Origin of the sequence: Bradyrhizobium sp. UNPA324 (assembly GCF_006658635.1) — a bacterium.
GTDB lineage: Bacteria > Pseudomonadota > Alphaproteobacteria > Rhizobiales > Xanthobacteraceae > Bradyrhizobium > Bradyrhizobium nanningense.
In genome coordinates, this window is record NZ_LFJD01000004.1 from 5487420 (window position 1) to 5512100 (window position 24681).

Annotated in this window: 26 protein-coding genes; 19 read left to right on the plus strand and 7 right to left on the minus strand. The window is 65.4% G+C overall.

All coding sequences use genetic code 11. The annotated features are described in order from the left end of the window. Positions 1-44 precede the first annotated feature (44 nt). On the plus strand, positions 45-1316 hold the full coding sequence (locus tag UNPA324_RS26360; protein ID WP_141936688.1) for an ATP-binding protein: 1272 nt from the start codon (positions 45-47) through the stop codon (positions 1314-1316). On the opposite strand, the gene UNPA324_RS26365 is transcribed toward UNPA324_RS26360, so the two are convergent. Then, entirely contained in the window at positions 1243-2136 is an 894-nt protein-coding gene (locus tag UNPA324_RS26365) for a YihY/virulence factor BrkB family protein (RefSeq protein ID WP_128920415.1), read from the minus strand. The two genes, UNPA324_RS26360 and UNPA324_RS26365, sit on opposite strands and share 74 nt — an antisense overlap. A gap of 296 nt (positions 2137-2432) precedes the next feature. Between UNPA324_RS26365 and UNPA324_RS26370 the strand changes: the two genes are divergently transcribed. The 6 genes from UNPA324_RS26370 to UNPA324_RS26395 all read left to right on the plus strand — a co-directional run bounded on the left by UNPA324_RS26370 (position 2433) and on the right by UNPA324_RS26395 (position 6607). Beyond that, positions 2433-2627 carry a twin transmembrane helix small protein gene (locus UNPA324_RS26370; RefSeq protein ID WP_128920416.1) on the plus strand — a complete coding sequence of 65 codons (195 nt, stop codon included), beginning with the start codon at positions 2433-2435 and terminating at the stop codon, positions 2625-2627. An 87-nt stretch (positions 2628-2714) separates the two neighbouring features. Continuing rightward, entirely contained in the window at positions 2715-3287 is a 573-nt protein-coding gene (locus tag UNPA324_RS26375) for a cob(I)yrinic acid a,c-diamide adenosyltransferase (RefSeq protein ID WP_128920417.1), read from the plus strand. Positions 3288-3414: 127 nt separating this feature from the next. Further along, complete coding sequence (locus tag UNPA324_RS26380; protein ID WP_128920418.1) at positions 3415-4164, plus strand: electron transfer flavoprotein subunit beta/FixA family protein; 750 nt, start codon at positions 3415-3417, stop codon at positions 4162-4164. Beyond that, on the plus strand, positions 4164-5108 hold the full coding sequence (locus UNPA324_RS26385; RefSeq protein ID WP_141936690.1) for an electron transfer flavoprotein subunit alpha/FixB family protein: 945 nt from the start codon (positions 4164-4166) through the stop codon (positions 5106-5108). The genes UNPA324_RS26380 and UNPA324_RS26385 overlap by 1 nt, the downstream gene beginning before the upstream one ends. Positions 5109-5316: 208 nt before the next feature. Continuing rightward, entirely contained in the window at positions 5317-6198 is an 882-nt protein-coding gene (locus tag UNPA324_RS26390; RefSeq protein ID WP_141936692.1) for a 3-hydroxybutyryl-CoA dehydrogenase, read from the plus strand. Between the two features lie 214 nt (positions 6199-6412). Further along, positions 6413-6607, plus strand: coding sequence for a hypothetical protein (locus UNPA324_RS26395; RefSeq protein ID WP_128920421.1), 195 nt, complete (start codon positions 6413-6415; stop codon positions 6605-6607). 6 nt (positions 6608-6613) lie between these two features. Here the strand turns inward: UNPA324_RS26395 and tlpA are convergent, their stop codons facing one another. Next, positions 6614-7279 carry a thiol:disulfide interchange protein TlpA gene (gene tlpA / locus UNPA324_RS26400; protein ID WP_128920422.1) on the minus strand — a complete coding sequence of 222 codons (666 nt, stop codon included), beginning with the start codon at positions 7277-7279 and terminating at the stop codon, positions 6614-6616. A 96-nt stretch (positions 7280-7375) separates the two neighbouring features. On the opposite strand from tlpA, the gene argH reads away from it, so the two are divergent. The 3 genes from argH to lysA all read left to right on the plus strand — a co-directional run bounded on the left by argH (position 7376) and on the right by lysA (position 10446). Further along, the gene (gene argH / locus UNPA324_RS26405; RefSeq protein ID WP_141936694.1) at positions 7376-8773 is read left to right on the plus strand and encodes an argininosuccinate lyase; all 1398 of its coding nucleotides are present in this window, start codon (positions 7376-7378) and stop codon (positions 8771-8773) included. Positions 8774-8866: 93 nt separating this feature from the next. Continuing rightward, complete coding sequence (lptM, locus tag UNPA324_RS26410; RefSeq protein ID WP_128920424.1) at positions 8867-9157, plus strand: LPS translocon maturation chaperone LptM; 291 nt, start codon at positions 8867-8869, stop codon at positions 9155-9157. 23 nt (positions 9158-9180) lie between these two features. After that, positions 9181-10446, plus strand: coding sequence for a diaminopimelate decarboxylase (gene lysA, locus UNPA324_RS26415; protein WP_128920425.1), 1266 nt, complete (start codon positions 9181-9183; stop codon positions 10444-10446). A 197-nt stretch (positions 10447-10643) separates the two neighbouring features. Here lysA and UNPA324_RS26420 read toward each other — a convergent pair whose 3' ends face one another. After that, positions 10644-11552, minus strand: a complete 909-nt coding sequence (locus UNPA324_RS26420; RefSeq protein WP_141936695.1) for an NAD(P)-dependent oxidoreductase — start codon at positions 11550-11552, stop codon at positions 10644-10646. A gap of 256 nt (positions 11553-11808) precedes the next feature. Continuing rightward, positions 11809-12192: a carboxymuconolactone decarboxylase family protein gene (locus tag UNPA324_RS26425; RefSeq protein ID WP_008567285.1), complete on the minus strand. Its 384-nt coding sequence runs from the start codon at positions 12190-12192 to the stop codon at positions 11809-11811. 178 nt (positions 12193-12370) lie between these two features. On the opposite strand from UNPA324_RS26425, the gene UNPA324_RS26430 reads away from it, so the two are divergent. Beyond that, the gene (locus tag UNPA324_RS26430; RefSeq protein WP_141936697.1) at positions 12371-14335 is read left to right on the plus strand and encodes a TIGR02302 family protein; all 1965 of its coding nucleotides are present in this window, start codon (positions 12371-12373) and stop codon (positions 14333-14335) included. Further along, positions 14323-15459: a DUF4175 family protein gene (locus UNPA324_RS26435; RefSeq protein WP_128920428.1), complete on the plus strand. Its 1137-nt coding sequence runs from the start codon at positions 14323-14325 to the stop codon at positions 15457-15459. The genes UNPA324_RS26430 and UNPA324_RS26435 overlap by 13 nt, the downstream gene beginning before the upstream one ends. Positions 15460-15601: 142 nt before the next feature. On the opposite strand, the gene UNPA324_RS26440 is transcribed toward UNPA324_RS26435, so the two are convergent. Then, on the minus strand, positions 15602-15976 hold the full coding sequence (locus UNPA324_RS26440; protein ID WP_128920429.1) for a response regulator: 375 nt from the start codon (positions 15974-15976) through the stop codon (positions 15602-15604). A gap of 47 nt (positions 15977-16023) precedes the next feature. Continuing rightward, the gene (locus UNPA324_RS26445) at positions 16024-16902 is read right to left on the minus strand and encodes an MJ0042-type zinc finger domain-containing protein (protein ID WP_141936699.1); all 879 of its coding nucleotides are present in this window, start codon (positions 16900-16902) and stop codon (positions 16024-16026) included. Between the two features lie 211 nt (positions 16903-17113). Between UNPA324_RS26445 and ftsE the strand changes: the two genes are divergently transcribed. The 4 genes from ftsE to UNPA324_RS26465 all read left to right on the plus strand — a co-directional run bounded on the left by ftsE (position 17114) and on the right by UNPA324_RS26465 (position 20474). Beyond that, the gene (gene ftsE, locus UNPA324_RS26450) at positions 17114-17773 is read left to right on the plus strand and encodes a cell division ATP-binding protein FtsE (RefSeq protein WP_018646542.1); all 660 of its coding nucleotides are present in this window, start codon (positions 17114-17116) and stop codon (positions 17771-17773) included. Continuing rightward, on the plus strand, positions 17766-18734 hold the full coding sequence (locus UNPA324_RS26455; RefSeq protein WP_141936701.1) for a cell division protein FtsX: 969 nt from the start codon (positions 17766-17768) through the stop codon (positions 18732-18734). Before ftsE ends, UNPA324_RS26455 begins: the two co-directional genes overlap by 8 nt. Before the next feature lie 226 nt (positions 18735-18960). Next, complete coding sequence (locus tag UNPA324_RS26460) at positions 18961-19665, plus strand: YdcF family protein (protein WP_128920432.1); 705 nt, start codon at positions 18961-18963, stop codon at positions 19663-19665. 35 nt (positions 19666-19700) lie between these two features. Next, the gene (locus tag UNPA324_RS26465) at positions 19701-20474 is read left to right on the plus strand and encodes a lysophospholipid acyltransferase family protein (protein ID WP_128920484.1); all 774 of its coding nucleotides are present in this window, start codon (positions 19701-19703) and stop codon (positions 20472-20474) included. Here the strand turns inward: UNPA324_RS26465 and UNPA324_RS26470 are convergent. After that, complete coding sequence (locus tag UNPA324_RS26470; RefSeq protein WP_164936387.1) at positions 20471-21082, minus strand: gamma-glutamylcyclotransferase; 612 nt, start codon at positions 21080-21082, stop codon at positions 20471-20473. The two genes, UNPA324_RS26465 and UNPA324_RS26470, sit on opposite strands and share 4 nt — an antisense overlap. A 110-nt stretch (positions 21083-21192) precedes the next feature. On the opposite strand from UNPA324_RS26470, the gene UNPA324_RS26475 reads away from it, so the two are divergent. The 3 genes from UNPA324_RS26475 (at position 21193) to UNPA324_RS26485 (ending at position 24674) form a co-directional block, all read left to right on the plus strand. Then, positions 21193-22377, plus strand: a complete 1185-nt coding sequence (locus UNPA324_RS26475) for a DUF2125 domain-containing protein (protein WP_141936703.1) — start codon at positions 21193-21195, stop codon at positions 22375-22377. A gap of 223 nt (positions 22378-22600) precedes the next feature. Beyond that, positions 22601-22828 carry a hypothetical protein gene (locus UNPA324_RS26480; protein ID WP_128920435.1) on the plus strand — a complete coding sequence of 76 codons (228 nt, stop codon included), beginning with the start codon at positions 22601-22603 and terminating at the stop codon, positions 22826-22828. A 277-nt stretch (positions 22829-23105) separates the two neighbouring features. Then, positions 23106-24674 carry a hypothetical protein gene (locus tag UNPA324_RS26485; RefSeq protein WP_181769522.1) on the plus strand — a complete coding sequence of 523 codons (1569 nt, stop codon included), beginning with the start codon at positions 23106-23108 and terminating at the stop codon, positions 24672-24674. Positions 24675-24681 lie beyond the last annotated feature (7 nt).

Below are 24681 nucleotides of genomic sequence, written 5' to 3' on the forward strand. Positions count from 1 at the left end.
GCAAACAGCCCGGGGGCCCGAAGGGGATACTTCGAAGGGGATTCATGGCGGCGAAGAAGCGCCCAGCGCGCACCACGAAGACGTCCAGGCGACCGCCTCGGAAGCGGTCCGGGGCGGCTGGACAGGTGCGCAAGCGCAGCACCAGGACGGTCGCACCGGACGTGGTCCAGGCGGCGCTCGCCGCCTTTGCCCATGAGGTCCGCACCCCCCTGACCGGCATTCTGGCGATCAGCGACCTGCTCGCGACCTCCGATCTCGGCGAACGGGAGCGGCGCTGGGCCGACACCATCAAGGCCGGTGCCGAGCATCTGGCGAGCCTTGCCACGCTGTTCGTCGATGCCGCCAGAAGCGGCAAGGGGGCCGGCAAGGGCGGCAGTACGCTGCGGCAGGACCTGTTCGATCTGCGCACGCTTGCCCGCAGCGCCGGCGATTCGCTTGCGGGGCGCGCCGCGGCCAAGGGCCTCCAGGCCGAGGTCGAGATCTCCGACAAGCTCCCCGGCCTCGTGGTCGGCGATCCCGTCCGCCTGCGCGCGGCGCTCGAGAACCTGATCGACAATGCCGTGAAATTCACCGACCAGGGCGGCGTGGCGCTCGCGGTCGAGCCCGCCAAGGGCAAAGAGAAGGGCAACGCCAAAGGCAAAGGCAGGGTCGGCATTGCTTTCGCGATGTCCGACAGCGGCATCGGCCTCACCATGGCCGAGATCAAGCGGCTGTTCCGCCCGTTCACCCAGGCCAATGTCACCATTGCCTCGCGCTTCGGCGGCGCTGGCTTAGGGCTGTCCTCGGTCAAGCAATTGGCGCGGGCGATGGGTGGCGACATCACCGTCGCTCCGCGCCGCGGCGGCGGCGCAACCTTCACCCTGACGGTGTCACTGGATGCCACGGGACCGGGCAAATCCAGCAAGACGAAGGGCGAAGCCGAGGCAGAGGCGGTCGCCGCGCTGCGCGTCCTCAGCGTCGAGGACAATCCGTTCGGGCGCGTCGTGCTCAACACGATCTTGACCGAGCTCGGCCATCATGCCGAGTTCATCGGGCGCGGCGAAGACGCCGTCGGCCGGCTGGCGCAAGGCGCGTTCGATGCGGTGCTGATGGACATGGTGCTTCCGGGCATCGACGGCGTCGAGGCCATCAGGCGGATCCGTACCATGGAGGCGCCGTTGGCTCGGATCCCGATCATCGGGGTGTCCGGTCGCGGCGAAGACGAGGCGGCCTCGCGCGAGGCTGGCGCCGACGCCTTCCTGGTCAAGCCTGTGTCTCCGCGGGCGCTAGCGACTGCGCTGCTTGAAGCGACACGCCGTGAGGAAGCCGCGACTTGATGATCGCGGCGTTGAGCTCGCCGCCGTAAACGAAGATCGCGGCGATGAAGTACAGAAACACCAGCGCGATGATCACCGAGGCAAGCCCCGCATACATCGTCACGTAATTGTTGGCGAAGCGCGCCAGATATTGTCCGAACACGATGCCTGATATCAGCGACGCCACGATGGTGAAGACGATGCCGGGCAGGATCTGAAAGAAGCCGCGCCGTCCTGCCGGCAGCCAGGCATGCAGGATGATCAGCGCCACCACCAGCGCACTGATGGTGATGCCGTAGCGCAGCCAGGTGAGGATGCTCTCGTTGGACTCGACGAACAGCGGGATATGGCGTCGCGCCGCTTCGATCAGGAGCGGACCGAGCACGATCAGGAACGCCATCGCCAGCGCGGTGAAAGCCGCAATCAGCGTGTAGGCGATCGATTCCAGCCGCAGCCAGTACCAGCGCCGCATCTCCACCACGGCATAGGCGCGGTTGAGCGCGATCCTTAGCGCCTCGACGCCGTTGGAGGCGAAATAGACCGACAGCACCGCGCCGATGGTCAGCACGCCCGTGCGGGTCGTGGTCAAGACGTCATGGACCTCGCCCGAGATCGAATCGGCGACCTGCTTGGGCCAGATCTGCAGCATCAGGCTGGCGGCCTGGTCGGCGAGTTCCTTGGAGCCGAAGAAGCCGGCGAGCGAGGTCAGCACGATCAGGAACGGGAATAGCGCCATCAGCGTCGACAGGGCGATGTGGCTTGCAATCGCCCAGCCGTCATCGGCCAGGAACGTGTAGAACGCATCCATCACGACGACGTAGACGTAGCGGATCGCTTTCACGTGGCACCTACACCGCTGCTCTCTCTCCCTGCACGTAGGGAGAGGCCAGGAGAACACGCGATGAGCGCAAATCGAAAATCATCGCGCTACCATCTGACATTATCGGCCCAAAAGCCAGTTCGCGAAGCGCCTCATTGTCATTCCGGGGCGCGCGTAGCGCGAGCCCGGAATCCATTCCGCCGCAGCATAGGTGGCCCGATGGATTCCGGGCTCGATGCTTCGCGTCGCCCCGGAATGACGCCGGAGACTGCCGCGGCACCATGGCGGACCGGCGCGCACGGTGTTATCACCCCCCAATGGCATCTCTCCTGACCACTTTCATCCTGCCGGCGGCAGCCGGTGCTGTCGCCCTGGTGCTGCTGCTCGGCCTCGTCAACATGATGCGCGGCGGATCGCCCAACACCTCGCAGAAGTTGATGCGCTGGCGCGTGCTGCTGCAGTTCGTGGCGATCATCATCGCGATGCTCGCGGTCTGGGCGATGGGACGCTAGGGCATGATCCGAACCCGAAGGGCCGCGTTAGCGCAAAGAGTGAAGCGGCTTTCCGACAGGATCATGCCCCAACTTTAAGAGGTCCCCATGGTCACGTTGAACCGCATCTACACCAAGACCGGTGACGACGGCACGACGGCGCTCGGAACCGGCGAGCGGCGTCCGAAATACGATCTGCGCATCGAAGCCTATGGCACCGTCGACGAGACCAACGCCGCGATCGGCGTGGTCAGGCTCCATACGCAAGGGCTGCCCGAGTTCGACGCGATGCTCGGCCGCATCCAGAACGATCTTTTCGATCTCGGCGCCGATCTCGCGGTGCCCGAGCGTGAAGGCAAGGCGGAGCGGCTGCGGGTGGTGGCGAGCCAGGTCGAGCGGCTCGAGCGCGACATCGACGCGCTCAACGACAAGCTTGAGCCGCTCACCTCCTTCGTGCTTCCCGGCGGCACGCCGCCCGCTGCCCATCTCCATGTGGCGCGCACGATATGCCGCAGGGCGGAACGGGTCATCGTGGAACTGGCCGCCCGGCCCGGCGAGCAGGTCAGCGCGGCTGGCATCCAATATATGAACCGCCTGTCGGACTTCCTGTTCGTGGCCAGCCGGACCGCCAACGGTAATGGTGCCGGTGACGTGCTCTGGGTTCCGGGCCAGAACCGCTGACCCACCGAGCGCTCTGCATTTCAGAAGGCCAAATTTAGGCCCGTTCGCGCGTTGACCGGGGCAGATCAGGCCTTTAGGTTCCGCGCCAGTTGATAACCCCCCTCCCAAATTGAGTGAAAGAGGATCGATGAAGGTCTTAGTGCCGGTAAAGCGGGTGGTCGATTACAACGTCAAGGTCCGCGTCAAGGGCGATGGATCGGGCGTTGAACTCGCCAACGTCAAGATGTCGATGAACCCGTTCGACGAAATCGCGGTCGAGGAAGCGCTGCGCCTGAAGGAAGCCGGCAAGGCGACCGAGGTCGTGGTGGTCTCCATTGGGCCGGCGCAGGCGTCGGAGACGATCCGCACGGGTCTTGCCATGGGCGCCGACCGCGGCATCCTGGTGAAAGCGGAAGGCGCAGTCGAGCCGCTCGCGGTCGCCAAGATCCTGAAGAAGGTCGCGGAAGAAGAGCAGCCGGGCCTCATCATCCTCGGCAAGCAGGCGATCGACGACGATTCCAATCAGACCGGCCAGATGCTGGCTGCGCTGCTCGGCTGGTCGCAGGCGACGTTCGCCTCGAAGCTCGAGGTCGAAGGCTCGGACTTCAAGGTGACCCGCGAAGTCGACGGCGGCCTGCAGACCGTGAAGCTGAAGGGACCGGCGATCGTCACCACGGATCTGCGTCTCAACGAGCCGCGCTACGCTTCGCTGCCCAATATCATGAAGGCGAAGAAGAAGCCGATCGCGGACAAGACCGTCGCCGATTACGGCGTCGACGTTGCCGCGCGTCTCGAGGTTCTCAAGACGACTGAACCGGCGGGCCGCAAGGCGGGCGTCAAGGTCAAGGACGTCGCCGAGCTGGTGTCGAAACTCAAGAACGAAGCCGGGGTGCTCTGATGACGACGCTTCTGATTGCCGAACACGACAATGCGTCGCTCAAGGATGCGACCAACAAGGCCCTGACCGCGGCAGCCGCGCTCGGCGCGGATGTCGAGGTCCTGGTCGCCGGCCAGAACGCCAAGGCTGCCGCCGATGCCGCTGCCAAGCTCGCCGGCGTGAAGAAGGTGCGGCTCGCCGACGGCGACCTCTACGCGCACGATCTTGCGGAGCCGCTGGCCGCGCTGATCGTCTCGCTGGCTTCCGGCTATGACGCGATCGTCGCGCCCGCGACCTCGCGCTTCAAGAACGTGATGCCGCGTGTCGCCGCGCTGCTCGACGTCATGCAGGTCTCTGAGATCATCAAGGTCGTCGCCCCCGACACCTATGAGCGCCCGATCTATGCCGGCAACGCCATCCAGACCGTGAAGTCGAAGGACGCCAAGAAGGTCATCACGGTGCGCACCTCCACCTTCGCCGCGGCAGGCGAGGGCGGCAGCGCGCCGGTCGAGACCGTCGCGGCGGCCGCCAATCCGGGCCTGTCGTCCTTCGTCGGCGAGGAGGTCGCCAAGAGCGACCGTCCCGAGCTGACCTCGGCCAAGATCATCGTCTCCGGTGGCCGCGCCATGCAGAGCCGCGAGAATTTTGCCAAATACATCGAGCCGCTCGCCGACAAGCTTGGGGCCGGTGTCGGTGCCTCGCGCGCGGCGGTCGACGCCGGCTATGCGCCGAACGACTGGCAGGTCGGCCAGACCGGCAAGGTCGTGGCGCCCGAGCTCTATGTCGCGGTCGGCATTTCCGGCGCCATCCAGCATCTGGCCGGCATGAAGGACTCCAAGGTGATCGTCGCGATCAACAAGGACGAGGACGCGCCGATCTTCCAGGTTGCCGATTACGGTTTGGTCGCCGATCTCTACCAGGCGGTTCCGGAGCTGACGGCCGAACTCGGCAAGCTCGGCAAGTAAAACAGGCCAAAAACACCGGCCGGAGGTATAAACTCCGGCCGGTGTTGCTTTTCTGAGGCGTTTTCTTTGGCGCGGGGCACGCCTTCGAAGCGATCCAATCTAGGTTTCGAGCCCGGGTTCTGATTAAATCAAGCTTCTGATCAAATCAGACCTCCCGGCTCGGGGGATAGGCAGGCGCGACATGCGCGCCGTTCCGGTGGATGACAAGATGGCGGCAGTGATCAAGAAGGTCGGCGTGATCGGCGCGGGGCAGATGGGCAATGGCATCGCCCATGTTGCGGCGCTCGCCGGCTTCGACGTGGTGCTCAACGACGTTTCGGCCGACCGCCTCAAGTCGGGCATGGCCACCATCAACGGCAATCTGGCGCGCCAGGTCTCCAAGAAGGCCGTCTCCGAGGACGACAAGACCAAGGCGATGGCGCGTATCACGCCCGCCGACAAGCTCGACGACCTCGCCGATTGTGACCTCGTGATCGAGACCGCGGTCGAGAAGGAAGAGGTCAAGCGCAAGATCTTCCATGAACTCTGCGCCGTGTTGAAGCCGGAGGCGATCGTCGCCTCCGATACGTCTTCGATCTCGATCACACGGCTTGCCGCCGCCACCGACCGGCCCGAGCGCTTCATCGGCATTCACTTCATGAATCCGGTGCCGCTGATGGAGCTGGTGGAGCTGATCCGCGGCATCGCCACCGATGATTCGACCTTCGAGGCGTCCAAGGAATTCGTCGCCAAGCTCGGCAAGCAGGTCGCGGTCTCCGAGGATTTCCCGGCCTTCATCGTCAACCGCATCCTGCTGCCGATGATCAATGAGGCGATCTACACGCTCTACGAAGGCGTCGGCAATGTCGAGGCGATCGACGCGGCGATGAAGCTCGGCGCGCACCATCCGATGGGCCCGCTGGAGCTTGCCGATTTCATCGGCCTCGATACCTGCCTCTCCATCATGCAGGTGCTGCATGAGGGCTTGGCCGATTCGAAATACCGCCCGTGCCCGCTGCTGGTGAAATACGTCGAGGCCGGCTGGCTCGGCCGCAAGACCCAGCGCGGTTTCTACGATTACCGCGGCGCCAAGCCGGTTCCGACGCGGTAGATACTCTCGTGCCCCGGACGCTGCGCAGCGCCTCAGCGATGCGCTGCAGAGCCGGGGCCCAGAAGCCAAGCGCGCCGAAGCATGGGTCCCGGCTCTGCGGCGCGTCACTTCGTGCCGCACCTTGTCCGGGACACGGCCACCCCACAACCTTGTAACATTTCATGTCCCGTTAACCCCTCGCGCCTAGGTTACGGCCGATACGAGGGTTCGCGTAATGGACATGATGGCAATGGTCAGCACCATGCTGACCGCTCAGCAAGGCGCGCTGCAGTCGAATATTGCGGCGACGCTGACCAAGCAGAACGCGGACATGGAGAAGTCCACGGTCCTGACGCTGCTCGGCGCCGGTCAGCCCTCGCTCGCCAATGTCGGCCCTGGTGTCGGCGGCAATCTCAACGTCACCGCCTGACCCTTTCTAAAGCGCTGCGGCGGCCTTGCCGGTGGCGGCCCGGAGCAGCTTGAGCGCGTCCTCGCTCGCCCATTCCGCCGGCCCCGCGATCGTCGCAATCTCGCAGCCTTGCGGATCGACCAGCACCGAGGTCGGCATACCCAGGGCCCGGCCTATGGCCTTAAGATCCTGAAAAACCTTGGCTTTCTGGTCGCTAAAATAGCTCAATCGGGCCAGATTGGCCTCTTTCAGGAAGTTCTTCGGCTTATCGGGGTCGCGCGTGTCGATATTGATCGCCACCACCTCGAAATTCGGGCCCGACAGCTTGCCCTGAAGCTCGTCCAGCGCTGGCATTTCCTTCCGGCACGGCACGCACCAGGTCGCCCAGAGGTTCACCAGCAGCGTCTTGCCGCGGAAATCCGATAGCTTCTTCGGCTTGCCATCGGCGTCCTCGAAAGCCAGGTCGGGTAGCTTCAGCGGGGCGCTCGCCATGGTCAGCGCCGCCAGCTCGCCATGGGCGAGGGGGGCGATTTTTTTCGCCGTGGCCACCGCTGGCCGGCAGGTCGGATCGCCTGCGGGCGACCGCCCCAGGCCCAGCCCGTACAACGCGGCAAAACCCGCCAGGCCTCCGATCGCCACGGTGACGATCACGAGGGGGACCCGGCGCGTGGCGGAGGGCTTCTTGTCGAGCATATCGTTTGTCATCCGGTCGCAGATATGGCTATCAGGGGCCTCTTAATACGGCTGGCGGCGGCCAGCAAACGTGCGGCAAATCAAGGCGTGGGGATCATGAGCAACAAGATGTGGGGCGGCCGGTTCTCGGAACGTCCCGATGAGATCATGGAAGAGATCAACGTCTCCATCGACGTCGATCGTCACCTCTTTGCCCAGGACATTGCCGCGTCCAAGGCCCACGCTGCGATGCTCGCCAGCCAAGGCATCATCACGGGTTCTGATGCGAAAAATATCGGCAAGGGTCTAGACACGATTTTGTCAGAGATCGGCAAGGGCGGCTTCGAGTTCAAGCGCGCGCTCGAGGACATCCATATGAATGTCGAGAGCCGCCTGTCCGAGCTGATCGGCCCCGCCGCCGGCCGCCTGCACACCGCGCGCTCGCGCAACGACCAAGTCGCGACCGATTTCCGTCTCTATGTCCGCGACATCCTCGATGAGACCGACGCGGCGCTCGCCGCGTTCCAACAGGCGCTGGTGGAGCGCGCGCTGGAGCACGCTGCAACCGTGATGCCCGGCTTCACGCATCTGCAGACCGCACAGCCGGTGACTTTCGGCCACCATCTGCTCGCCTATGTCGAGATGGCCGCGCGCGATCGCGGCCGTTTCCAGGATGCGCGCAAGCGCCTCAACGAATCCCCGCTCGGCGCCGCCGCGCTGGCCGGCACCTCGTTCCCGATCGACCGCCATGCCACCGCGAAGGCGCTTGGCTTCGACCGTCCGATGGCGAACTCGCTCGATGCCGTCTCCGACCGCGACTTCGTGCTGGAGACGCTGTCGGCGGCCTCGATCTGCGCGGTGCACATGTCGCGCTTTGCCGAGGAGATCGTGATCTGGACCTCGCCGCTGGTCGGCATGATCCGGCTCAGCGACAAGTTCACCACGGGATCCTCGATCATGCCGCAGAAGCGCAATCCGGATGCCGCCGAGCTGGTGCGCGCCAAGACCGGCCGCGTCATCGGCGCGCTCAACGGCCTGTTGATCGTGATGAAGGGCCTGCCGCTCGCCTATCAAAAGGACATGCAGGAGGACAAGCAGGGCGCCATGGAGGGTTTTGCCGCGCTGTCGCTTGCGATCCGCGCCATGACCGGCATGGTCCGCGACCTCGTCCCCGACGAAGCCAGGATGAAGGCCGCTGCTGGCGAGGGCTATGCCACCGCGACCGATCTCGCCGACTGGCTGGTGCGGACGCTGAAGATGCCGTTCCGCCAGGCCCATCACGTCACCGGCCGCATCGTCGCCAAGGCCGCCGAAGGCGGCGTGGCGCTGCACGAGCTGCCGCTCAAGGAGATGCAGGCGATCGAGCCAAAAATCACCAAGGACGTGTTCGGCGTGCTCTCGGTCGAATCGTCGGTGAAGAGTCGCACCAGCTTCGGCGGCACCGCGCCGAAGAACGTGGCGTCCCAGGCCAAGGCCTGGCTGAAGCGGCTGGAAAAAGAGCGAAAATTGGGCTGAGGGCAAAATTTCGCTGATGTTTCATGGTCATCCGGCTCTCGCCAGAGCGCGCCAATCTCTGTATGGTGCGGCCCGCGTAGTGGGGATTTCGTCGTGACGTCAAAGTTTCGCCCGGCCGGTTCGGGGTGGGCCATCATTGTCTTGAGCCTGACGGCGCTCGCGCTGGCCGGCTGCGGCCGCAAGGGGCCGCTGGATCTGCCGCCGACCGCCAATGCGCCCACGGCCAACGGTGCCGCGCCTGTCGATACCGAGACCGAAGCCCAGCGGACGCCGAGCGTGTTCAATCCCACCTACGGTGCGGAAGCCGCGCCCGCGGCGGCCAAGGGCCGGAAGAAACCGTTTATTCTCGACCCGCTCCTGGACGAACCTCCCGGCAAGAAATAAGCCGGGACAACCGAGCCTAAGCCATGAACCATTTCGACTACCGCAACGGCGTGCTGCACGCCGAGGCGGTGAACCTGTCCGAGCTGGCCGCGACCGTCGGCACGCCGTTCTATTGCTATTCGACCGCGACACTGGAGCGGCATTATCGCGTCTTCACGGATGCCTTCGCCGGCGAGAAGGTGCTGGTCTGCTACGCCATGAAGGCGAACTCGAACCAGTCGGTGCTGCGCACGCTGGCGAAGCTCGGAGCCGGCGCCGACGTGGTCTCGGGCGGCGAATTGAAGCGCGCGCTGGCCGCCGGCATTCCGCCGAACAAGATCCTGTTCTCCGGTGTCGGCAAGACCGAAACGGAGCTCCGCGCCGCGCTCGCCGCCGACATCCTCTGCCTCAACGTCGAGTCCGAGCCCGAGCTCGAGCTGCTGTCGCGGCTTGCGACCGAGATGGGCAAGACCGCGCGCATCTCGTTGCGCGTCAATCCCGACGTCGACGCCGGCACGCATGCAAAAATCTCCACCGGCAAGTCGGAGAACAAGTTCGGCATCCCGATCGTGCATGCGCGCGAGGTCTATGCCCGCGCCGCGAAACTCCCGGGCATCGAGGTGACCGGCACCGACGTGCACATCGGCAGTCAGATCACCGACCTCTCCGGCATGGAGACGGCGTTCCGCATTCTCTCCGAATTCGTTCAGACGCTGCGCGCCGATGGCCACACCATCAGCCACGTCGATTTCGGCGGTGGTCTCGGCATTCCCTATTATATGGACCGCGAGGCGCCGCCGGCGCCGGCGGCCTATGCCGCCATGGTCAAGCGTGTCAGCCACAATCTCGGCTGCACGCTGATGTTCGAGCCCGGCCGCATGATCGTCGGCAATGCCGGCATCCTCGTTGCCAAGGTGATCTATGTGAAGCACGGCGACGGCAAGAATTTCGTCATCATCGACGCTGCGATGAACGACCTCATTCGCCCGACGCTGTACGAGGCGCATCACGACATCCTGCCGGTGACGCAAGCCCCAAAGGGCGCCGCCACCATCCTGGCCGATGTCGTCGGCCCGGTCTGCGAAACAGGCGACTATCTCGCGCTCGACCGCACGCTGCCGATGCCCGCGCCCGGCGATCTCCTCGCCATCATGACCGCCGGCGCCTATGGCGCGGTGCAGGCCGGCACCTACAACACCCGGCCACTGGTGCCGGAAGTGCTGGTGAAGGACGATCAGTACGCCGTGGTGCGCCCACGCGTGGAGGTCGAGCAGCTGATTGCGATGGATCAGCCGGCACCGTGGCTGTGATTGTGTCGTAGTCTGACCGTGAGATGCGACGCTAGCTGAACAAATTCGGTGTCGTCCCCGCGAACGCGGGGCCCATAGCCACAGGGCGGAGTTGTTCGGCTAAGCTGTAACTACGAGTCCTCGCCAAACCTTGTCCTGTAGTTATGGGTTCCGGATCTGCGCTTCGCTTGTTCGGGACGACAGCGGAGAATGTAGCGCTACTTCCCCGCCAATCCGCCCTTCGCTCCGCCCACCACGACGCCCGCCTTCTTTTCGATCGGCTTGATCGCCGCGGTGAAATCGGACTCGGCGCCTTCTGCAGCTATGACGGTCTCCCACAACCGACCGACCGCGTCGGCGACCTCCATCGACAGGCCGAGCTGCTTCATCTCCTCCAGCGCCAGCCGGACGTCCTTCACCATCAGTCCCGTGGCGAAGCCGAAATCGAAGCTGCGCGGCAGCACCGAGCGCGGAAACTTGTCGCGGCTCGCCGTGTTCATGCCGGAGCCGGCATTGATGACGTCGATCATCACGGCGGGATCGAGCCCGGCTTTCACGCCCATCACCACGGCTTCCGATGTCGCCACGATCGCGGTGGCGGACAGGAAATTGTTGGCGAGCTTCATGGTCTGTGCCGCGCCCGGCTTCTCGCCGATGAAGAACACTTTTCCGATGACGTCGAGCGCCGGCTTGAGCAGCTCGAACTCGGCGCTAGGCCCGGACACCATCACCGCCAGCGTGCCCTTCTCGGCGCCGCCGACGCCGCCGGAGACGGGGCAGTCGATCTGCACGATGCTGCGTTTGGCGAGCAGGCCGTGAATCTTTACGGCCATCGCCGAGCCTACGGTGGAGAGGTCGATGAAGCGTCTTGCGCGTTTGCCCTCGATCACGCCGTTCGGTCCCGTTGCAACCTCGAGCGAAGCCTGCAACGAGGGCAGGCTCGCCATCACCGTCTCGACCTGATCGGCGACGTCCTTCGGTGATGTCGCGGCCGTCGCACCGCGCGCAACGAGCTTGTCCATGACCTCCTTGCGCGTGTCGAACACGACGAGCCTGTGACCCGCCTCGATCAGCCGCCGCGCCATCGGGAAACCCATGTTTCCGAGGCCGATGAATCCGATGTCCATGGTGTTTCCTTGTGCTTGTTATTCGTTGTTGTGAAAGATGCACGCTCCGCCCTCCGCCGTCGTCCCGGACAAGCGCGCTTCAAGCGCGCGCCGATCCGGGATCGGCGCGCGAGCGCTTGCGCTCGTCGCGATAACCCAAGGGAGGAGCGTTGCGCGAAAGCGGTCACTCCGAGTCTCCGTAACCACATCTCCCTGTGGCTATGGGTCCCGGATCGGCGCTGGCGCTTGTCCGGGACGACAGGGGAGAGAGCCGGCCTCACGCCTTTCCGTCGATCTCCGCGAACACTTCGCGCGCGATGCGAAAGCTGTCGACCGCGGCGGGCATGCCGCCATAGATCGCGACCTGCATCAGGATCTCGCGGATCTCGTCGCGGGTGACGCCGTTGGTCAGCGCGCCCTTCAGATGCGCGCGGAATTCGTGCTGGCGGTTGAGGATCGCGATCATGGCGATGTTGAGCATGCTGCGGGTCTTGCGCGGCAGCTCCTCGCGGCCCCACACCGTGCCCCAGCAATATTCGTTCAGCATCTCCTGGAACGGACGGTTGAAATCGTCGACGTTCTTCAGGGCATTGTTGACATAGGCCTCGCCCAGCACCGCTTTGCGGACTTCCAGGCCCTTGTCGTGCATCTTCTTGTCCATGGCGTTTCCCTTACCTTCCTTGCGTCTTCCTCAGGTGGCGCGCGGAAATTACGGGGTTGGGCCGGGTCAGTCACGTCCTCGTGTTATGCGGGAAAAGGGGTATCTCCCGTACCGGAACGGATGCCTCAGTGCTGCCGTTGTGATAGGCTTCTCTCGACCGGGGAACCTGGAGAGTTGATTGAACGGCGTCACCCCCGACCCGTCAGACCCGATCCGCAACAGTGACGCTCTGTCGCGGCTGAAGCTGGCGCAGGCCCTCGATCGGGCCGTCTATGCCATCGCGTGGGAGCGTGCCTGGCCACATCTGGCGCGGCTTCTGACCGTCGTCGGCCTGTTCCTGGTGGTGTCCTGGGCCGGCCTCTGGCTGGCGCTGCCTTTCATTGCCCGTGCCATCGGTCTTCTCGTTTTCGCCGGCGTTGCGATTGCCGCCCTGTTGCCCCTGATTCGCTTCCGCTGGCCGGGCCGCGAAGAGGCACTGAGCCGGCTCGATCGTGGCTCCGGCATCCGTCATCGTCCGGCCACGACGCTGACCGACACGCTGTCCTCGCAGGATCCGGTCGCACAGGCGCTGTGGCAGGCGCAGCGCGAACGTACACTGGCCACGATCAAGCGGATCCGTGCCGGACTGCCGCATCCGCGGCTCGCGCTGCATGATCCCTGGGCGCTGCGCGCGCTGGTCATGGTGATGCTGGTTGCGACCTTCTTCGCCGCCGGTGACGAGCGCGGAATGCGGCTTGGGGCTGCCTTCGACTGGAATGGCGTGCTGGCCCCCGCCAATGTTCGCGTCGATGCCTGGGTCACGCCGCCGCTTTACACCGGCAAGCCGCCCGTCATCCTGTCTGCCGCCAACAAAGAGGCTGCGGCGCTACCGGCCTCCGGTCCGCTCGCCGTTCCCGCCGGCTCGACCCTGATCGTGCGCTCTTCCGGCGGCAGTCTGGATGTCACCGTCTCCGGCGGCCTCAAGGAGGTCGCGCCCGCGGAGGCCGCGCCCAAGGGAACCAACGAGAAGCATTTCAGCATCACCGCTGACGGCACCGCGCATGTCCGCGCGCCCTCCGGCCAACCGCAATGGGCGTTCGCGGCGACGCCGGACCGCCCGCCGACGATCTCGCTCGCCAAGGATCCCGAGCGCCAGGCGCGTGGCGGACTCCAGCTCTCCTACAAGGTCGAGGACGATTACGGCGTGACCGGCGCGGAGGCCCACATCGGCTTGCGTCCCGACGACGGCAAGGATGCGGCCAAGGATGGCAGCAAGGCTTCCGACGGCAAGGCTTCCGACGGCAAGGCTGCGGCGCGGCCGCTGTTCGAGCCGCCGAAATTCCCGCTCGTGCTGCCGAACGCGCGCACCCGCAACGGCGTCGGCCAGACGGTGAAGGACCTCAGCGAGGACCCCTATGCCGGCGCCGACGTCACGCTGACGCTCACCGCCAAGGACGAGGCCGGCAATGAGGCTAAAAGCGAACCCTTCAACATGCGCCTGCCCGAGCGTCTCTTCACCAACTCGCTGGCGCGCGCGCTGATCGAGCAGCGCCGCATCCTCGCGCTCGACGCCAACAGGAATTCGGACGTCTACACCGCGCTCGACGCGCTGATGATCGCACCCGAATTGTTCACGCCGGACGCCGGCTGCTATCTCGGCCTTCGGAGCCTTGCGACCCAGCTCGAGGCTGCCCGCACCGACGATGCGCTACGCAATGTGGTGGCGAGCATGTGGGCGTTCGCGACCACCATCGAGGACGACGGTGTCGCTGGCAGCGTCAACGCCGCGCTGCGCTCGGCGCAGGACGCGCTCAAGGCGGCCCTGGAACGCGGTGCCAGCGAGGACGAGCTCAGGGTGCTGACGCAGAAGCTGCGTGAGGCGATGGCCGGCAAGGTGCGCGACCTCGCCCGGCGCGCTGAACAGAATCCGCTTGGCGCCCGGCAGCCGTTCCCGGCCGAGGTCCAGCTCATCCTCGACAAGGCGATCGAGCTGCGGCAAAAGACCCAGCATGCGACGCCCGAGCAGCTCGCCGAGCTGGCGCAGCAGCAGGATGTCTTGCGCGAGCAGCTTCAAGCTTATCGGAAGTCGGCGAACAGCCGTGCCAACAAGGCGGGGGACGACAAGACCAACCAGTTTACGCGGGACCGGAAATGCGGAAGCTAGCACGCGTGCCAGTCTTGAAGGCGATGTCGGTCGCCTGCCTCGCCTTGCTGCTCGGCGGCGTCTCGCCGGCCTTTGCCCAGCTGGATCAGGATCCCGACGCGCTGCTCGACGGTGCCGAAAAGGCGATGCAGGATTCCGGCGACAGCCTCAGGCAGAAGGAGTCCGGCAAGAGCCTGAGCAACCAGTCCGACGCCATTCAGAAGCTCGAGGAATACAAGCGGGCGACGGAGCGAAGCCAGTCCTCCAGCCGCGATCGCAACGTCATCACGCAGCGCGATCTCGACGACCTGCTGCGGCAGATCGAGAAGGCGGCGCGCGAGGGCAATCGCGAGGCGGCCCAGCGCATGCTCGAGCAGCTCGCGCAGATCATGGAAAATCTCCAGATGGCGCAGCCCGGACAATCCGGCGAGAGCGAGATGGAGCAGGCGCTCAACGAGCTCAGCGACATGATCCGCAAGCAGCAGCAATTGCGCGACAAGACCTTCAAGCAGGGCCAGGATGCCCGGCGTGACCGCTCGCGCGGCAAGCAGGGCGACCAGTCGATGTCGGACCTGCAGCAGGATCAGCAGTCGCTGCGCGACCGGTTGAAGAAGCTGCAGGACGAGCTCGCCAAGCGCGGCCTCACGCAGAAGGGACAAAAGGGCCAGAAAGGGCAGCAGGGACAGAAAGGCCAGCAGGGGGACCAGAACGGCGATCAGGACGGTGACCAGGGCGATGACGACGGCAGCCTCGACGCCGCCGACGGCGCCATGGGCGATGCCGGTTCGAAGCTCGGCGAGGGCAATGCCGACGGTGCCGTGGACTCGCAGGGCAAGGCTCTCGAGGCGATGCGCAAGGGCGCGCAGAAGATGGCCGAAGCGATGCAGCAGGGCGATGGCGACGGGCAGAACGATGGTCCCGGCAATCGGGCCGGCCGTCAGCAGAGCGGCGGCAATCAGACCGATCCGCTGGGGCGCCCGCTTCACGGCCGCGATCTCAGCGACGACTACACCGTCAAGATCCCCGGCGAGATCGACGCCCAGCGTGTCCGGCGTATCCTCGAAGAGCTCCGCCGCCGCCTCGGCGACAGCTCGCGCCCGCAGATCGAGCTCGATTACATCGAGCGGCTTCTGAAGGATTTTTAGCGTCGCACGCGGTGTCATCGCCCGGCTTGACCGGGCGATCCAGTATTCCGAGAAGCCAGTGAGTCATCCGAGGGGCCGCGGCGTACTGGATGCCCCGGTCAAGCCGGGGCATGACAGCGGAGTATAAGGCGATAGCTTCGGGCTACCCCTTCCTCGCCGCCAGCGCGTCCGCCACCGCGGTGCGGATGTCGGCGACCGAGAACGGCTTTGTCACGACGTCGTGCACCAGCGCATTGAGGTTCGAGGCGCGCTCGCGCTGGTCGGCAAAGCCGGTCATCAGCAAGATGGTCAGATCGGGAAAATCGCGCGCGGCGGAGAGCGCCAGCGCGATGCCGTCCATGACGGGCATCTGGATGTCGGTGAGCAGCAGGTCGAAGGCGCCGTCCTCGCGACTCAGGATCTCCAGCGCCTCGGCGCCGTCTTGCGCGGTGACGGTCTCGTGGCCGTCCATGGCGATGGCGCGCGCCACCAGCGTGCGCATCGAATCCTCGTCGTCGGCGATCAGGATCTTCGGCATGAGACAAACCTTGGGATCAACTCCCGCGCGGGACCTTGCGAGGCGGATTATACGCTGCCGCCGGCAATGTCGCGCCGGTTGAAGAAGCGAACGTCGATATTGCGGCCCTCCGGCGGCGGCGAGGCGAGACGCGAGCGGAAGAAGGCGCGCTCGCCGGGCCGCAGCACGGTCTGCTCCAGCACGGTATTCCAGGCGTAGATCTCCGCTCCTTGCGCGTCGCGCACGGCAAAGCGCAGCCGCGGGATGTCGAGCGGCTTCTTGCCCTCGCCGACGATCACGCCCTCGATCACCAACACCTGCTTACCGTCCACGGTCTCGCTGGACAGCTTGACGTCCTTGAAGGCGAGGCCCCGCAGGTTCACCTCGAGCCCGACCAGCTTATAGAACGCTGCCGTCTGCGGCAGCAGCCGCACCATGTCGCCACGCCAGATCACCAGCGCCAGCACCAGCGCCCCCATGGCGGCACAGGCGGTCGGCAGGCCGAAAGTGGATTTTCGCGGAGCAATTGTGGCGGCCGGGCGGCTGACCCGCGCCCCGGGCCGGCGGAACAGGCCGCGGAACCAGGAGTGATGCTGCGCGCCGGCGACCTCCTCCTCGGCCTCCCGGGCCGCCGCTGACCACTCGTCCTCGGTTTCCTTGGCTTCTTCATCGGGCCAGTCACTGGCGATCGAGGGGCTGTCGACGATGGGCGCATCCGCGGCGCTGTCGCCCTTGGCATAGGAATCCCACTGCTCGGCGAGGTCGGACTGGTCGTCGGCCTGGCTGGCTGCAGCCATGGCCGGAACGGACGCCTCCTCGATGGCATCCTCGGCATGGGCGATCCAGGTCTCCTTGCAGCGGGAACAGCGGACCGCCCGTCCGTTCGCCCCAAGGCTCGCGAGCTTGATGGCGTAGGATGTCATACAATGGGGGCAGACGATATGCATGGACGAGACGAGCCTTGATGCATGAACCAGGACTTGAACGAGCTTTTGACCATGACCGCGCCGGGGAGAGAACCGGGCGATCAGGCTGCTACCAAATATGCTACAGGCCGACCGTTAACGAACCGGAAACCATAACGGCGGCAAAACCCGATGATCGCGCATGGCGGAGCGCAGCCACGCGACCTGCGCCCCCTCTCGAACGGAGCTGAGCTTGGTTCGGTTCGAAAATGTCGGATTGCGTTACGGTCTGGGGCCGGAGATCCTGCGCGACCTCAGCTTCCAGATCCCGGCGCATTCGTTCCAGTTCCTCACCGGCCCGTCCGGTGCCGGCAAGACCTCATTGCTGCGCCTGTTGTTCCTGTCGCATCGGCCGACGCGGGGCCTCGTCAATCTGTTCGGCCACGACATCTCGCAGCTCGGCAAGGACGAGATCGCCGATTTGCGCAAGCGCATCGGCATCGTGCTCCAGGATTTTCGCCTGCTCGACCACATGACGACCTATGAGAACGTTGCCCTGCCGTTCCGCGTCATGGGCCGCAGCGAGTCGAGCTACCGCAAGGAGGTGATCGATCTGTTGCGCTGGGTCGGGCTTGGCGACCGCATGGACGCGCTGCCGCCGATCCTGTCGGGCGGCGAGAAGCAGCGCGCGGCGATCGCGCGCGCCGTGATCTCGCGGCCGCAGCTGCTGCTTGCGGACGAGCCGACCGGCAGCGTCGATCCGACGCTCGGACGCCGCCTGCTGCGGCTCTTCATCGAGCTCAACAAATCGGGCACCGCCGTCATCATCGCGACCCACGACATCGGCCTGATGGACCAGTATGAGGCACGGCGGCTGGTGCTGCACCAGGGACGGCTGCACGTCTATGAATAGGACCGACGAGCGCGGCGTGCTGGTCGACCTCGGACAAGAACGTCCGCAGCTGCCGGCCAAGGCGCGCAACATGTCGCCGATCGTGCCGCGTGCCTCGATCCAGGGCCGGGCGCTGGTCGCCGTCGTTGCCATCATGACCTTCCTCGCGTCGATGGCCACCGGCACCGTGCTGCTGGTGAGCGCCTCCGCCGCGGAATGGCAGTCGGACGTCGCGAGCGAGATCACCATCCAGGTTCGCCCACAGGCCGGCCGCGATCTCGAACGCGACACCGCCGCGGTGACGGAGGCGATGCGCGCGCAAGCCGGCGTCGTCGAGGTCAAGCCGTTCAGCAAGGAGGAGAGCGGCAAGCTGCTCGAACCCTGGCTCGGCACGGGGCTGTCGATGGACAATCTGCCGGTGCCGCGCATGATCATCGCGCGGGTGCAACCCGGCACGCTGCTCGATCTCGGCGCCTTGCGCGCACGGGTGGCGCAGGTCGCGCCGGGCGCCAGCGTCGACGATCATCGCGCCTGGATCGAGCGGATGCGCTCGATGACCAACGCCACCGTGCTCGCCGGCCTCGGCATCCTCGCGCTCGTCATCGTCGCCACGATTATCTCCGTCTCGTTCGCGACCCGCGGCGCCATGGCGGCGAACCGCCCGATCGTCGAGGTGCTGCATTTCGTCGGTGCCGGCGACCGCTACATCGCCAATCATTTCTTGCGTCATTTCCTCAGGCTTGGCCTCGAGGGCGGCGTGATCGGCGGCGGCGCCGCCATGCTGGTATTCGGCTTCTCCGAGTCGATCGCCGGCTGGTTTTCCGGTACCCCCGTCGGCGACCAGTTCGCCGCGCTGCTCGGCACCTTCTCGCTGCGGCCGTCGGGCTACATCGTGCTCGCGGTCCAGGCCGTGCTGATCGGCGCCATCACCGCAGTGGCCTCGCGCCAGACGTTGTTTGCGACCTTGAATGATGTGGATTGAGGTTTATTCGCCTCTCCCCGCTTGCGGGAAGAGGCCGGAATACGCGCGGATTCCGGGTGAGGAGGACTCCCCACGAGTCCAACTGCCTCCGTCCCCGCGGAGACTCCCCCTCAGCCCAACCCTCTCCCCGCAAGCGGGGCGGGGGAGCGCACCGCCGCCGACGTAAGACTCCACTTCGCCTCAAAACGTCATAAAATCACTTCAGGGAAGGGATTACCGACATCACATGACCTCGCCGACCGACGATCGATTGCCGAACTTGCCGCGCGGCTGGCTGCGCGCGGCATTGGTATCGACGATTGCGCTCGCCTTTGTCGGCGCTGCGGCGGGTTTCATCGCGTTCCTGTCGCAATTGCGTGGCGCCGAGATCGCACCAAGCCGCAAGGCCGACGGCATCGTGGTCCTGACCGGCGGCTCCTCGCGGGTGTCGGACGCGATGGAGCTGCTCGCTGCCGGCTACGGCAGGCGGCTGCTGATCTCCGGCGTGCATCCGACCTCGACAGCGAGCGACATCTCCAGGACGTTGCCGGAGAACCAGTCCTTCATGACCTGTTGCGTCGATCTCGACCGCACCGCGCTCTCGACCCGCGGCAACGCGGCGGAGGCGCGGCGCTGGGCCGAGGGCCGTCGCTTCAAGTCGCTGATCGTGGTCACTTCGAACTACCACATGCCGCGCGCGCTGGTGGAATTCTCGCATGCGATGCCGCAGACCACGCTGATCCCGTTCGCGGTGGTCGGCGACAAATGGCGCGAGGAGCCGTGGTGGACCTCGGCGTCCACCTTGCGGCTGCTGTTGTCGGAATATGTCAAGTACATCGCGGCCGAGCTCAGGGTGCGGCTGGAGGATTTCGGGATTGACCTTTCGCCCGAGATGTCGGAGCAGCCTGCAGGTCAGCAGCCGAGGCGGCCCGCCACCGCCCAAGCCAATTGACAAGCCAATTGACCGGCAAATTGATCGGACCGTCGATGTTCCTGATTTTCCTGCGCTCGCTCGTGTTCAACGTGCTGTTCTACGCCGTGCTGGTGTGCCTCGCGATCGTGGCGCTGCCGACCTTCGCGTTGCCGCCACGCGCGATGCTGACGGTCGCCGAATGGTGGGCGAAGGCGACGCTGGTCCTGATGCGCGTGGTCTGCAACATCAAGGTGGAATTCCGGGGTACGGAGAAGATTCCGCAGGGCCCGCTCGTGATCGTGGCGAAGCACCAGTCGTTCTGGGAGACGTTCGTGCTGCCGGGCTTCTTCGACCGCCCGATCTTCATCCTCAAGCGTCAGCTGATGCAGATCCCGGTGTTCGGTCAGTTCCTGGTCAAGACCGGGATGATCGCGATCGATCGCAATGCCGGCGTGAAGGCGCTCTTGGACATGACCCGGCGGGCGCGCGAGGCGGTACGCAGCGGCCGGCAACTCGTCATCTTTCCGGAAGGCACGCGCCGCGCGCCTGGCGCCGAGCCTGACTACAAGACCGGCTTTGCGCAGATCTATTCGTCCTGCGGTGTGCCGTGCCTGCCGATCGCGCTCAACTCCGGCCTGTTCTGGCCCCGCCGCACCTTCATGCGCTATCCCGGCACGCTCGTGGTGGAGTTCCTCGATCCGTTGCCGCCGGGCCTGCCTAAGGACGAGTTTCTCTCCCGCGTGCAAACCGCCATCGAAGGCGCGACCGGCCGCCTCGTCGAAGCCGGGCGCAAGGAGCAGGAGCAATTGATCGGCTCGGCGCCGAGCTATACGCCGGCGGAGCGCTAGCGATTCTCGCGGTCTTCCACTGGCGCAGGCGCGTGCAGGGAATGCGCATCGCCATGTAGCATCAATGCAAGCTGATGCAGCTGCGTGTCGCGAAAGCCTTCGGCCTCGATCGCCTTCACCGTTGCGGTGACATAGTCGCGGTTGGCGCCCGACTGGCCATGGCCCTGGACGACATGGCGGTGCTGCTCGGCGAGGGACAGCCGGCCGGCATATTGCGCATGGCCGCGGTCGACAACATAGGTGAGCGCGGAGACGCGCTGGCGCGCGTCGTTCTCCAGCCATACCGAGCGCATCACCTCGCGATAGACCGAGGTGACCTGCTCGCGCGCGCGCAAGTAAGCGACGACCTCGGTGCGGTTCTTTTCAGCGACGCGGAAGGCAATGCCGCGGCAGGCGCCGCCGCGGTCGAGCCCGAGCACCAAGCCCGGCTTCTCCGGCGTCCCGCGATGCACGAAGGAATAGACGCAGAGCGCCCGATGCTCGCCGACCAGCCGCGCCGGGACGCGCTCCTCGAAGTCGAAGCCCGGCCGCCACATCAGCGAACCGTAGCCGAACACCCAGAGGTCGCCTTTGGCCGTGGTGACGGAGGGGAGGGTAATTTCCGACATTTCGGGCACGGCTATCAGAATGAAAGGCCCAAGCGAAGCGAATTCTCCGTCTTTCGTCGCAGACCGACCACGCTTACATTTGCCTGAATCTGGGGCCAAAGGGTCGCCGCATGTCCAATATGACCGTAGCCACAGGCCGTCGCTCCCGCTGGGGCCTTTTCATCGCACCCGTTCTCGTCCTGATCCTTGCCGTCGCGTGGAGCTGCTTCTGGTTCTATGCGGCCTCACAGGCCGAAGTGGCCGCAGACGCCTGGCGGGCGCAGGAGGCGAAGTCCGGCCGCATCTATGATTGCGCCAAGCGCTCGATCGCCGGCTTCCCGTTCCGCTTCGAGGTCCAGTGCTCGGGCGCCAGCGTCGCCCTGGTCTCACAGAATGCGAGCAAGACGCCCTTCATGGCCAAGCTCGACAACATCCTGGTCGTCGCCCAGGTGTACGATCCCAAGCTCGTCATCGCCGAATTCTCCGCGCCCGCGACGCTGACCGACGGCGTCACGCAAAACACCTTCGTGGTGAACTGGAGCAAGGGCCGCAGCAGCGTTGTCGGCCTGCCCTCGGTGCCGGACCGCGCCTCCATCGTGTTCGACGATCCCTCGCTCAATCGCCTCGACGGCAGCGTGCAGGTGCCGCTTGCGCGCGCCAAGCAGATCGAGCTGCACGGCCGCCTTGCGGACGGCTCGCCGGCCGACCATCCCGTGATCGAAACCGTGCTCCACGTCGCGCAGGGCAGCATCCAGGGCGTTCATCCCCTGCTCGCCGAGCCGTTCGAGGCCGACACGCGCGCCAAAGTCACCGGCCTCTCCGACCTCACGCCAAAGCCCTGGCCGCAGCGCTTCCGCGAGATTCAGGCCGCTGGCGGCCACATCGAGATCGTGCAGTCGCGGATCCAGCAGGGTGAGATGATTGCGGTTGCGGCCGGCACGCTCGGCCTCTCGGCCAACGGCCGGCTCGACGGTGAATTGCAGATGACCGTGACGGGCCTCGAGCGCGCGATCCCCGCGCTCGGCATCGAGAAGATGCTGGAGGAGGGCGTGCCGCAGGCAACGCTCGATCGCGTCGCGCCCGGGGTGAAGTCGCAGGACCTCAACAATCTGTTCGGTGCGCTCGATCGCGCCGTTCCCGGTCTCGGCAAGGTCATCAAGCAGAACGCCAATGCCGGCGTTGCCGCCGGCATCAATTCGATCGGCACCGAGAGTACGCTCGAAGGCAAGAAGGCGCGCAGCTTCCCGCTGAAGTTCGTCGACGGCGCCGTGCTGCTCGGCCCGGTCAAGGTCGGCCAGATCCCGCCGCTGTACTAGGCGCCTTGGAGCCCGGATGAGCGTAGCGACATCCGGGGCCGCTGCTGCGGCGCACGAAATCCCGGATATCGCTGCGCTCATCCGGGCTACGGCGTCGCCAAATCGTCGTCACGATTCCTTCCCCGGATCGTGATTGCACGCGCGGGAATGCGGAGCCAGAAACTCCGCTCTCTCTCCATGTCGGCCGCGCGATGAAGCGGTCCGCCCAGGCAGGAGAGATATCATGACCAAGTCCAAGCTGTTCGTTGCCGCAATTGCCATCTCGGCCGCGTCCGTGACGCCGGCGCTTGCGCAGTGGCAGTGGCAAATGCAGGAGCCGGCGGCTTACGCCTCGATGTATCCGAATGGCGATCGCAGCCTCGCAAATCCTTCGACGCGGGAGACGATGGCGTTCGTTCCCTCCTCGAAATCACCGCGTCCCACGGTGATGCGCGCGACCAAGGGCAAATGACAGCCGCGCATCGATTTGCCCGTCGCGAAAGTGGGCCCGGCCATGCCCCGGCCGGGCCCAATGCGCATGGCCCTGGACAATGGCGACAATCGCGCATGCGGATCGGTCGGGCTACGCAAATATTCCAAGCATGATCGTCAGGAAAACGTGATGCACAACATGCGCCTCGCCGCGAATAAACGCAGCCGCCTTCCAGTCACTCCACATCAGGGAAGCACGCAGGCGCCGGAGACGGTGCAAGGAAACGAACCTGCTTCCCAAGAGGAGGGAAGTTCAAGTGCGGATCATCACTTGCGGACTGATGCTGGGCATCTTCGCTGCCTGTTCGGGCGCGGCGCATGCCGACGACAATGTCGCAACCGAAATCCAGTCGCTCAAGGCCAAGCTGAAAGAGCTGCAGCAGCGCGTGGATTCGGAGGCGCGCAAGACGCGGCAGGTTGAAGCGCAGGCAAAGGCGGCTCCGATGCCTGCAACATACAAAGCGCTGCCCGTCGATCCCTGTGCGGCCGGCAAGGTCTGCTACAAGGGCATCACGCTGACATTCGGCGGCTGGGTCGATCTCACCGGCATCTACCGCTCGCGCAATCTCGCCTCCGACACCGGTTCGGTCTACAATTTCATTCCCTATCAGCAGAGCCGCAATTTCAACATTCCGGAAACGCGCTTCTCCGCGCGCCAGAGCCGGTTCTCGGTGCTGGCCGAAGGCAATGTCGGCGCTGACACGCACCTTGCCGGCTACGGCGAAATCGACTTCGAAGGCGCGGCGCAGACGGCGAGCTCGGTTGCGACCAACTCGTTCAACCCGCGCATGCGGCAGCTCAGCCTCGAGGTCGATCGCAGCGACCTCGGCCTCCACGTCCTCGCCGGACAATCATGGTCGCTGAACGCGCCGAGCAAGTCGGGCATCGACCCGCGCGGTGTCGATGCGCCCGGCGTGATCGATTTCGAATCCGTTCCGGGATTCCTGGCGGCGCGCCAACCTGGCTTGCGCATCTGGCAGGACATCGGACCGGAGTTCAAGATCGCCGCGTCCGTCGAGAACGCGCAAACCGCGTTCTTCGGCGGCAACGTGCCGGCCGTCGGCACGCCCGCGGTCGGCCCGCAAGGCGTGCTCAATCCGAACCTCCAGGTCAATCTGACCGGGCCGGGCGGCAGCTTCTTCAACAACCTCAACAATGTCAGCCTGAACCAGGTGCCCGACGTCACGGCGAAGGCGGCTTGGGATCCGCGGCTCGGTCCCTATAAGCTCCATGTCGAGGCCTGGGCGCTCTATCGCCAGCTGTTCGATCGCTTCAACGATGCCAACCACACCTACAATACCGGCAGCTTCGGTGGCCACATCTATGCCGAGCTGATTCCGAAAACCCTCGATCTGCAGCTCTACGGCTCGCACGGCGTGCTCGGCCGCTTCACGGCAACGCCATTCCCGGATGCGGCAGTGGCGCAGGACGGAACCCTCCTGCCGCTGACCATCACGGCGGCCGCAGTCGGCCTGATCTGGCACGCGACGCCGAGCCTCGACGTCTACAGCTACGCGGGTTTGGAGAAGGCCAAGGCGAATTTCGCCAATGTCGGCACGGTGCCGTTCGGCTACGGCAATCCGCTCTACAACAACACCGGCTGCAACATCGAGAGCTCGCCGGCCGCGACTTGCAACGGCAATACCAAGGAGGTCCGCCAAATCACGGCCGGGATCTACGACACCATCTACCAGGGCAATTACGGCACGCTCAAAGCCGGCGTGCAGTATTCCCACACGCAACGCTTCGCGTTCGCCGGTGTCGGTGGTGCGCCGAAGACCGACGACAACGTCGTCATGACGCAGATCCGTTACTATCCGTTCTGATCATGAA

Coding starts and splice junctions, on each gene's coding strand:
- UNPA324_RS26460 (WP_128920432.1), top strand. CDS start 18,961: ATGACCTCGCCGACCGACGATCGATTGCCGAACTTGCCGCGCGGCTGG.
- tlpA (WP_128920422.1), bottom strand. CDS start 7,279: ATGCTCGACAAGAAGCCCTCCGCCACGCGCCGGGTCCCCCTCGTGATC.
- UNPA324_RS26480 (WP_128920435.1), top strand. CDS start 22,601: ATGACCAAGTCCAAGCTGTTCGTTGCCGCAATTGCCATCTCGGCCGCG.
- UNPA324_RS26475 (WP_141936703.1), top strand. CDS start 21,193: ATGTCCAATATGACCGTAGCCACAGGCCGTCGCTCCCGCTGGGGCCTT.
- UNPA324_RS26455 (WP_141936701.1), top strand. CDS start 17,766: ATGAATAGGACCGACGAGCGCGGCGTGCTGGTCGACCTCGGACAAGAA.
- UNPA324_RS26395 (WP_128920421.1), top strand. CDS start 6,413: ATGGACATGATGGCAATGGTCAGCACCATGCTGACCGCTCAGCAAGGC.
- UNPA324_RS26370 (WP_128920416.1), top strand. CDS start 2,433: ATGGCATCTCTCCTGACCACTTTCATCCTGCCGGCGGCAGCCGGTGCT.
- lysA (WP_128920425.1), top strand. CDS start 9,181: ATGAACCATTTCGACTACCGCAACGGCGTGCTGCACGCCGAGGCGGTG.
- UNPA324_RS26445 (WP_141936699.1), bottom strand. CDS start 16,902: ATGCATATCGTCTGCCCCCATTGTATGACATCCTACGCCATCAAGCTC.
- UNPA324_RS26420 (WP_141936695.1), bottom strand. CDS start 11,552: ATGGACATCGGATTCATCGGCCTCGGAAACATGGGTTTCCCGATGGCG.
- UNPA324_RS26435 (WP_128920428.1), top strand. CDS start 14,323: ATGCGGAAGCTAGCACGCGTGCCAGTCTTGAAGGCGATGTCGGTCGCC.
- UNPA324_RS26385 (WP_141936690.1), top strand. CDS start 4,164: ATGACGACGCTTCTGATTGCCGAACACGACAATGCGTCGCTCAAGGAT.
- UNPA324_RS26380 (WP_128920418.1), top strand. CDS start 3,415: ATGAAGGTCTTAGTGCCGGTAAAGCGGGTGGTCGATTACAACGTCAAG.
- UNPA324_RS26440 (WP_128920429.1), bottom strand. CDS start 15,976: ATGCCGAAGATCCTGATCGCCGACGACGAGGATTCGATGCGCACGCTG.
- UNPA324_RS26425 (WP_008567285.1), bottom strand. CDS start 12,192: ATGGACAAGAAGATGCACGACAAGGGCCTGGAAGTCCGCAAAGCGGTG.
- UNPA324_RS26360 (WP_141936688.1), top strand. CDS start 45: ATGGCGGCGAAGAAGCGCCCAGCGCGCACCACGAAGACGTCCAGGCGA.
- UNPA324_RS26465 (WP_128920484.1), top strand. CDS start 19,701: ATGTTCCTGATTTTCCTGCGCTCGCTCGTGTTCAACGTGCTGTTCTAC.
- UNPA324_RS26390 (WP_141936692.1), top strand. CDS start 5,317: ATGGCGGCAGTGATCAAGAAGGTCGGCGTGATCGGCGCGGGGCAGATG.
- argH (WP_141936694.1), top strand. CDS start 7,376: ATGAGCAACAAGATGTGGGGCGGCCGGTTCTCGGAACGTCCCGATGAG.
- UNPA324_RS26470 (WP_164936387.1), bottom strand. CDS start 21,082: ATGTCGGAAATTACCCTCCCCTCCGTCACCACGGCCAAAGGCGACCTC.
- UNPA324_RS26375 (WP_128920417.1), top strand. CDS start 2,715: ATGGTCACGTTGAACCGCATCTACACCAAGACCGGTGACGACGGCACG.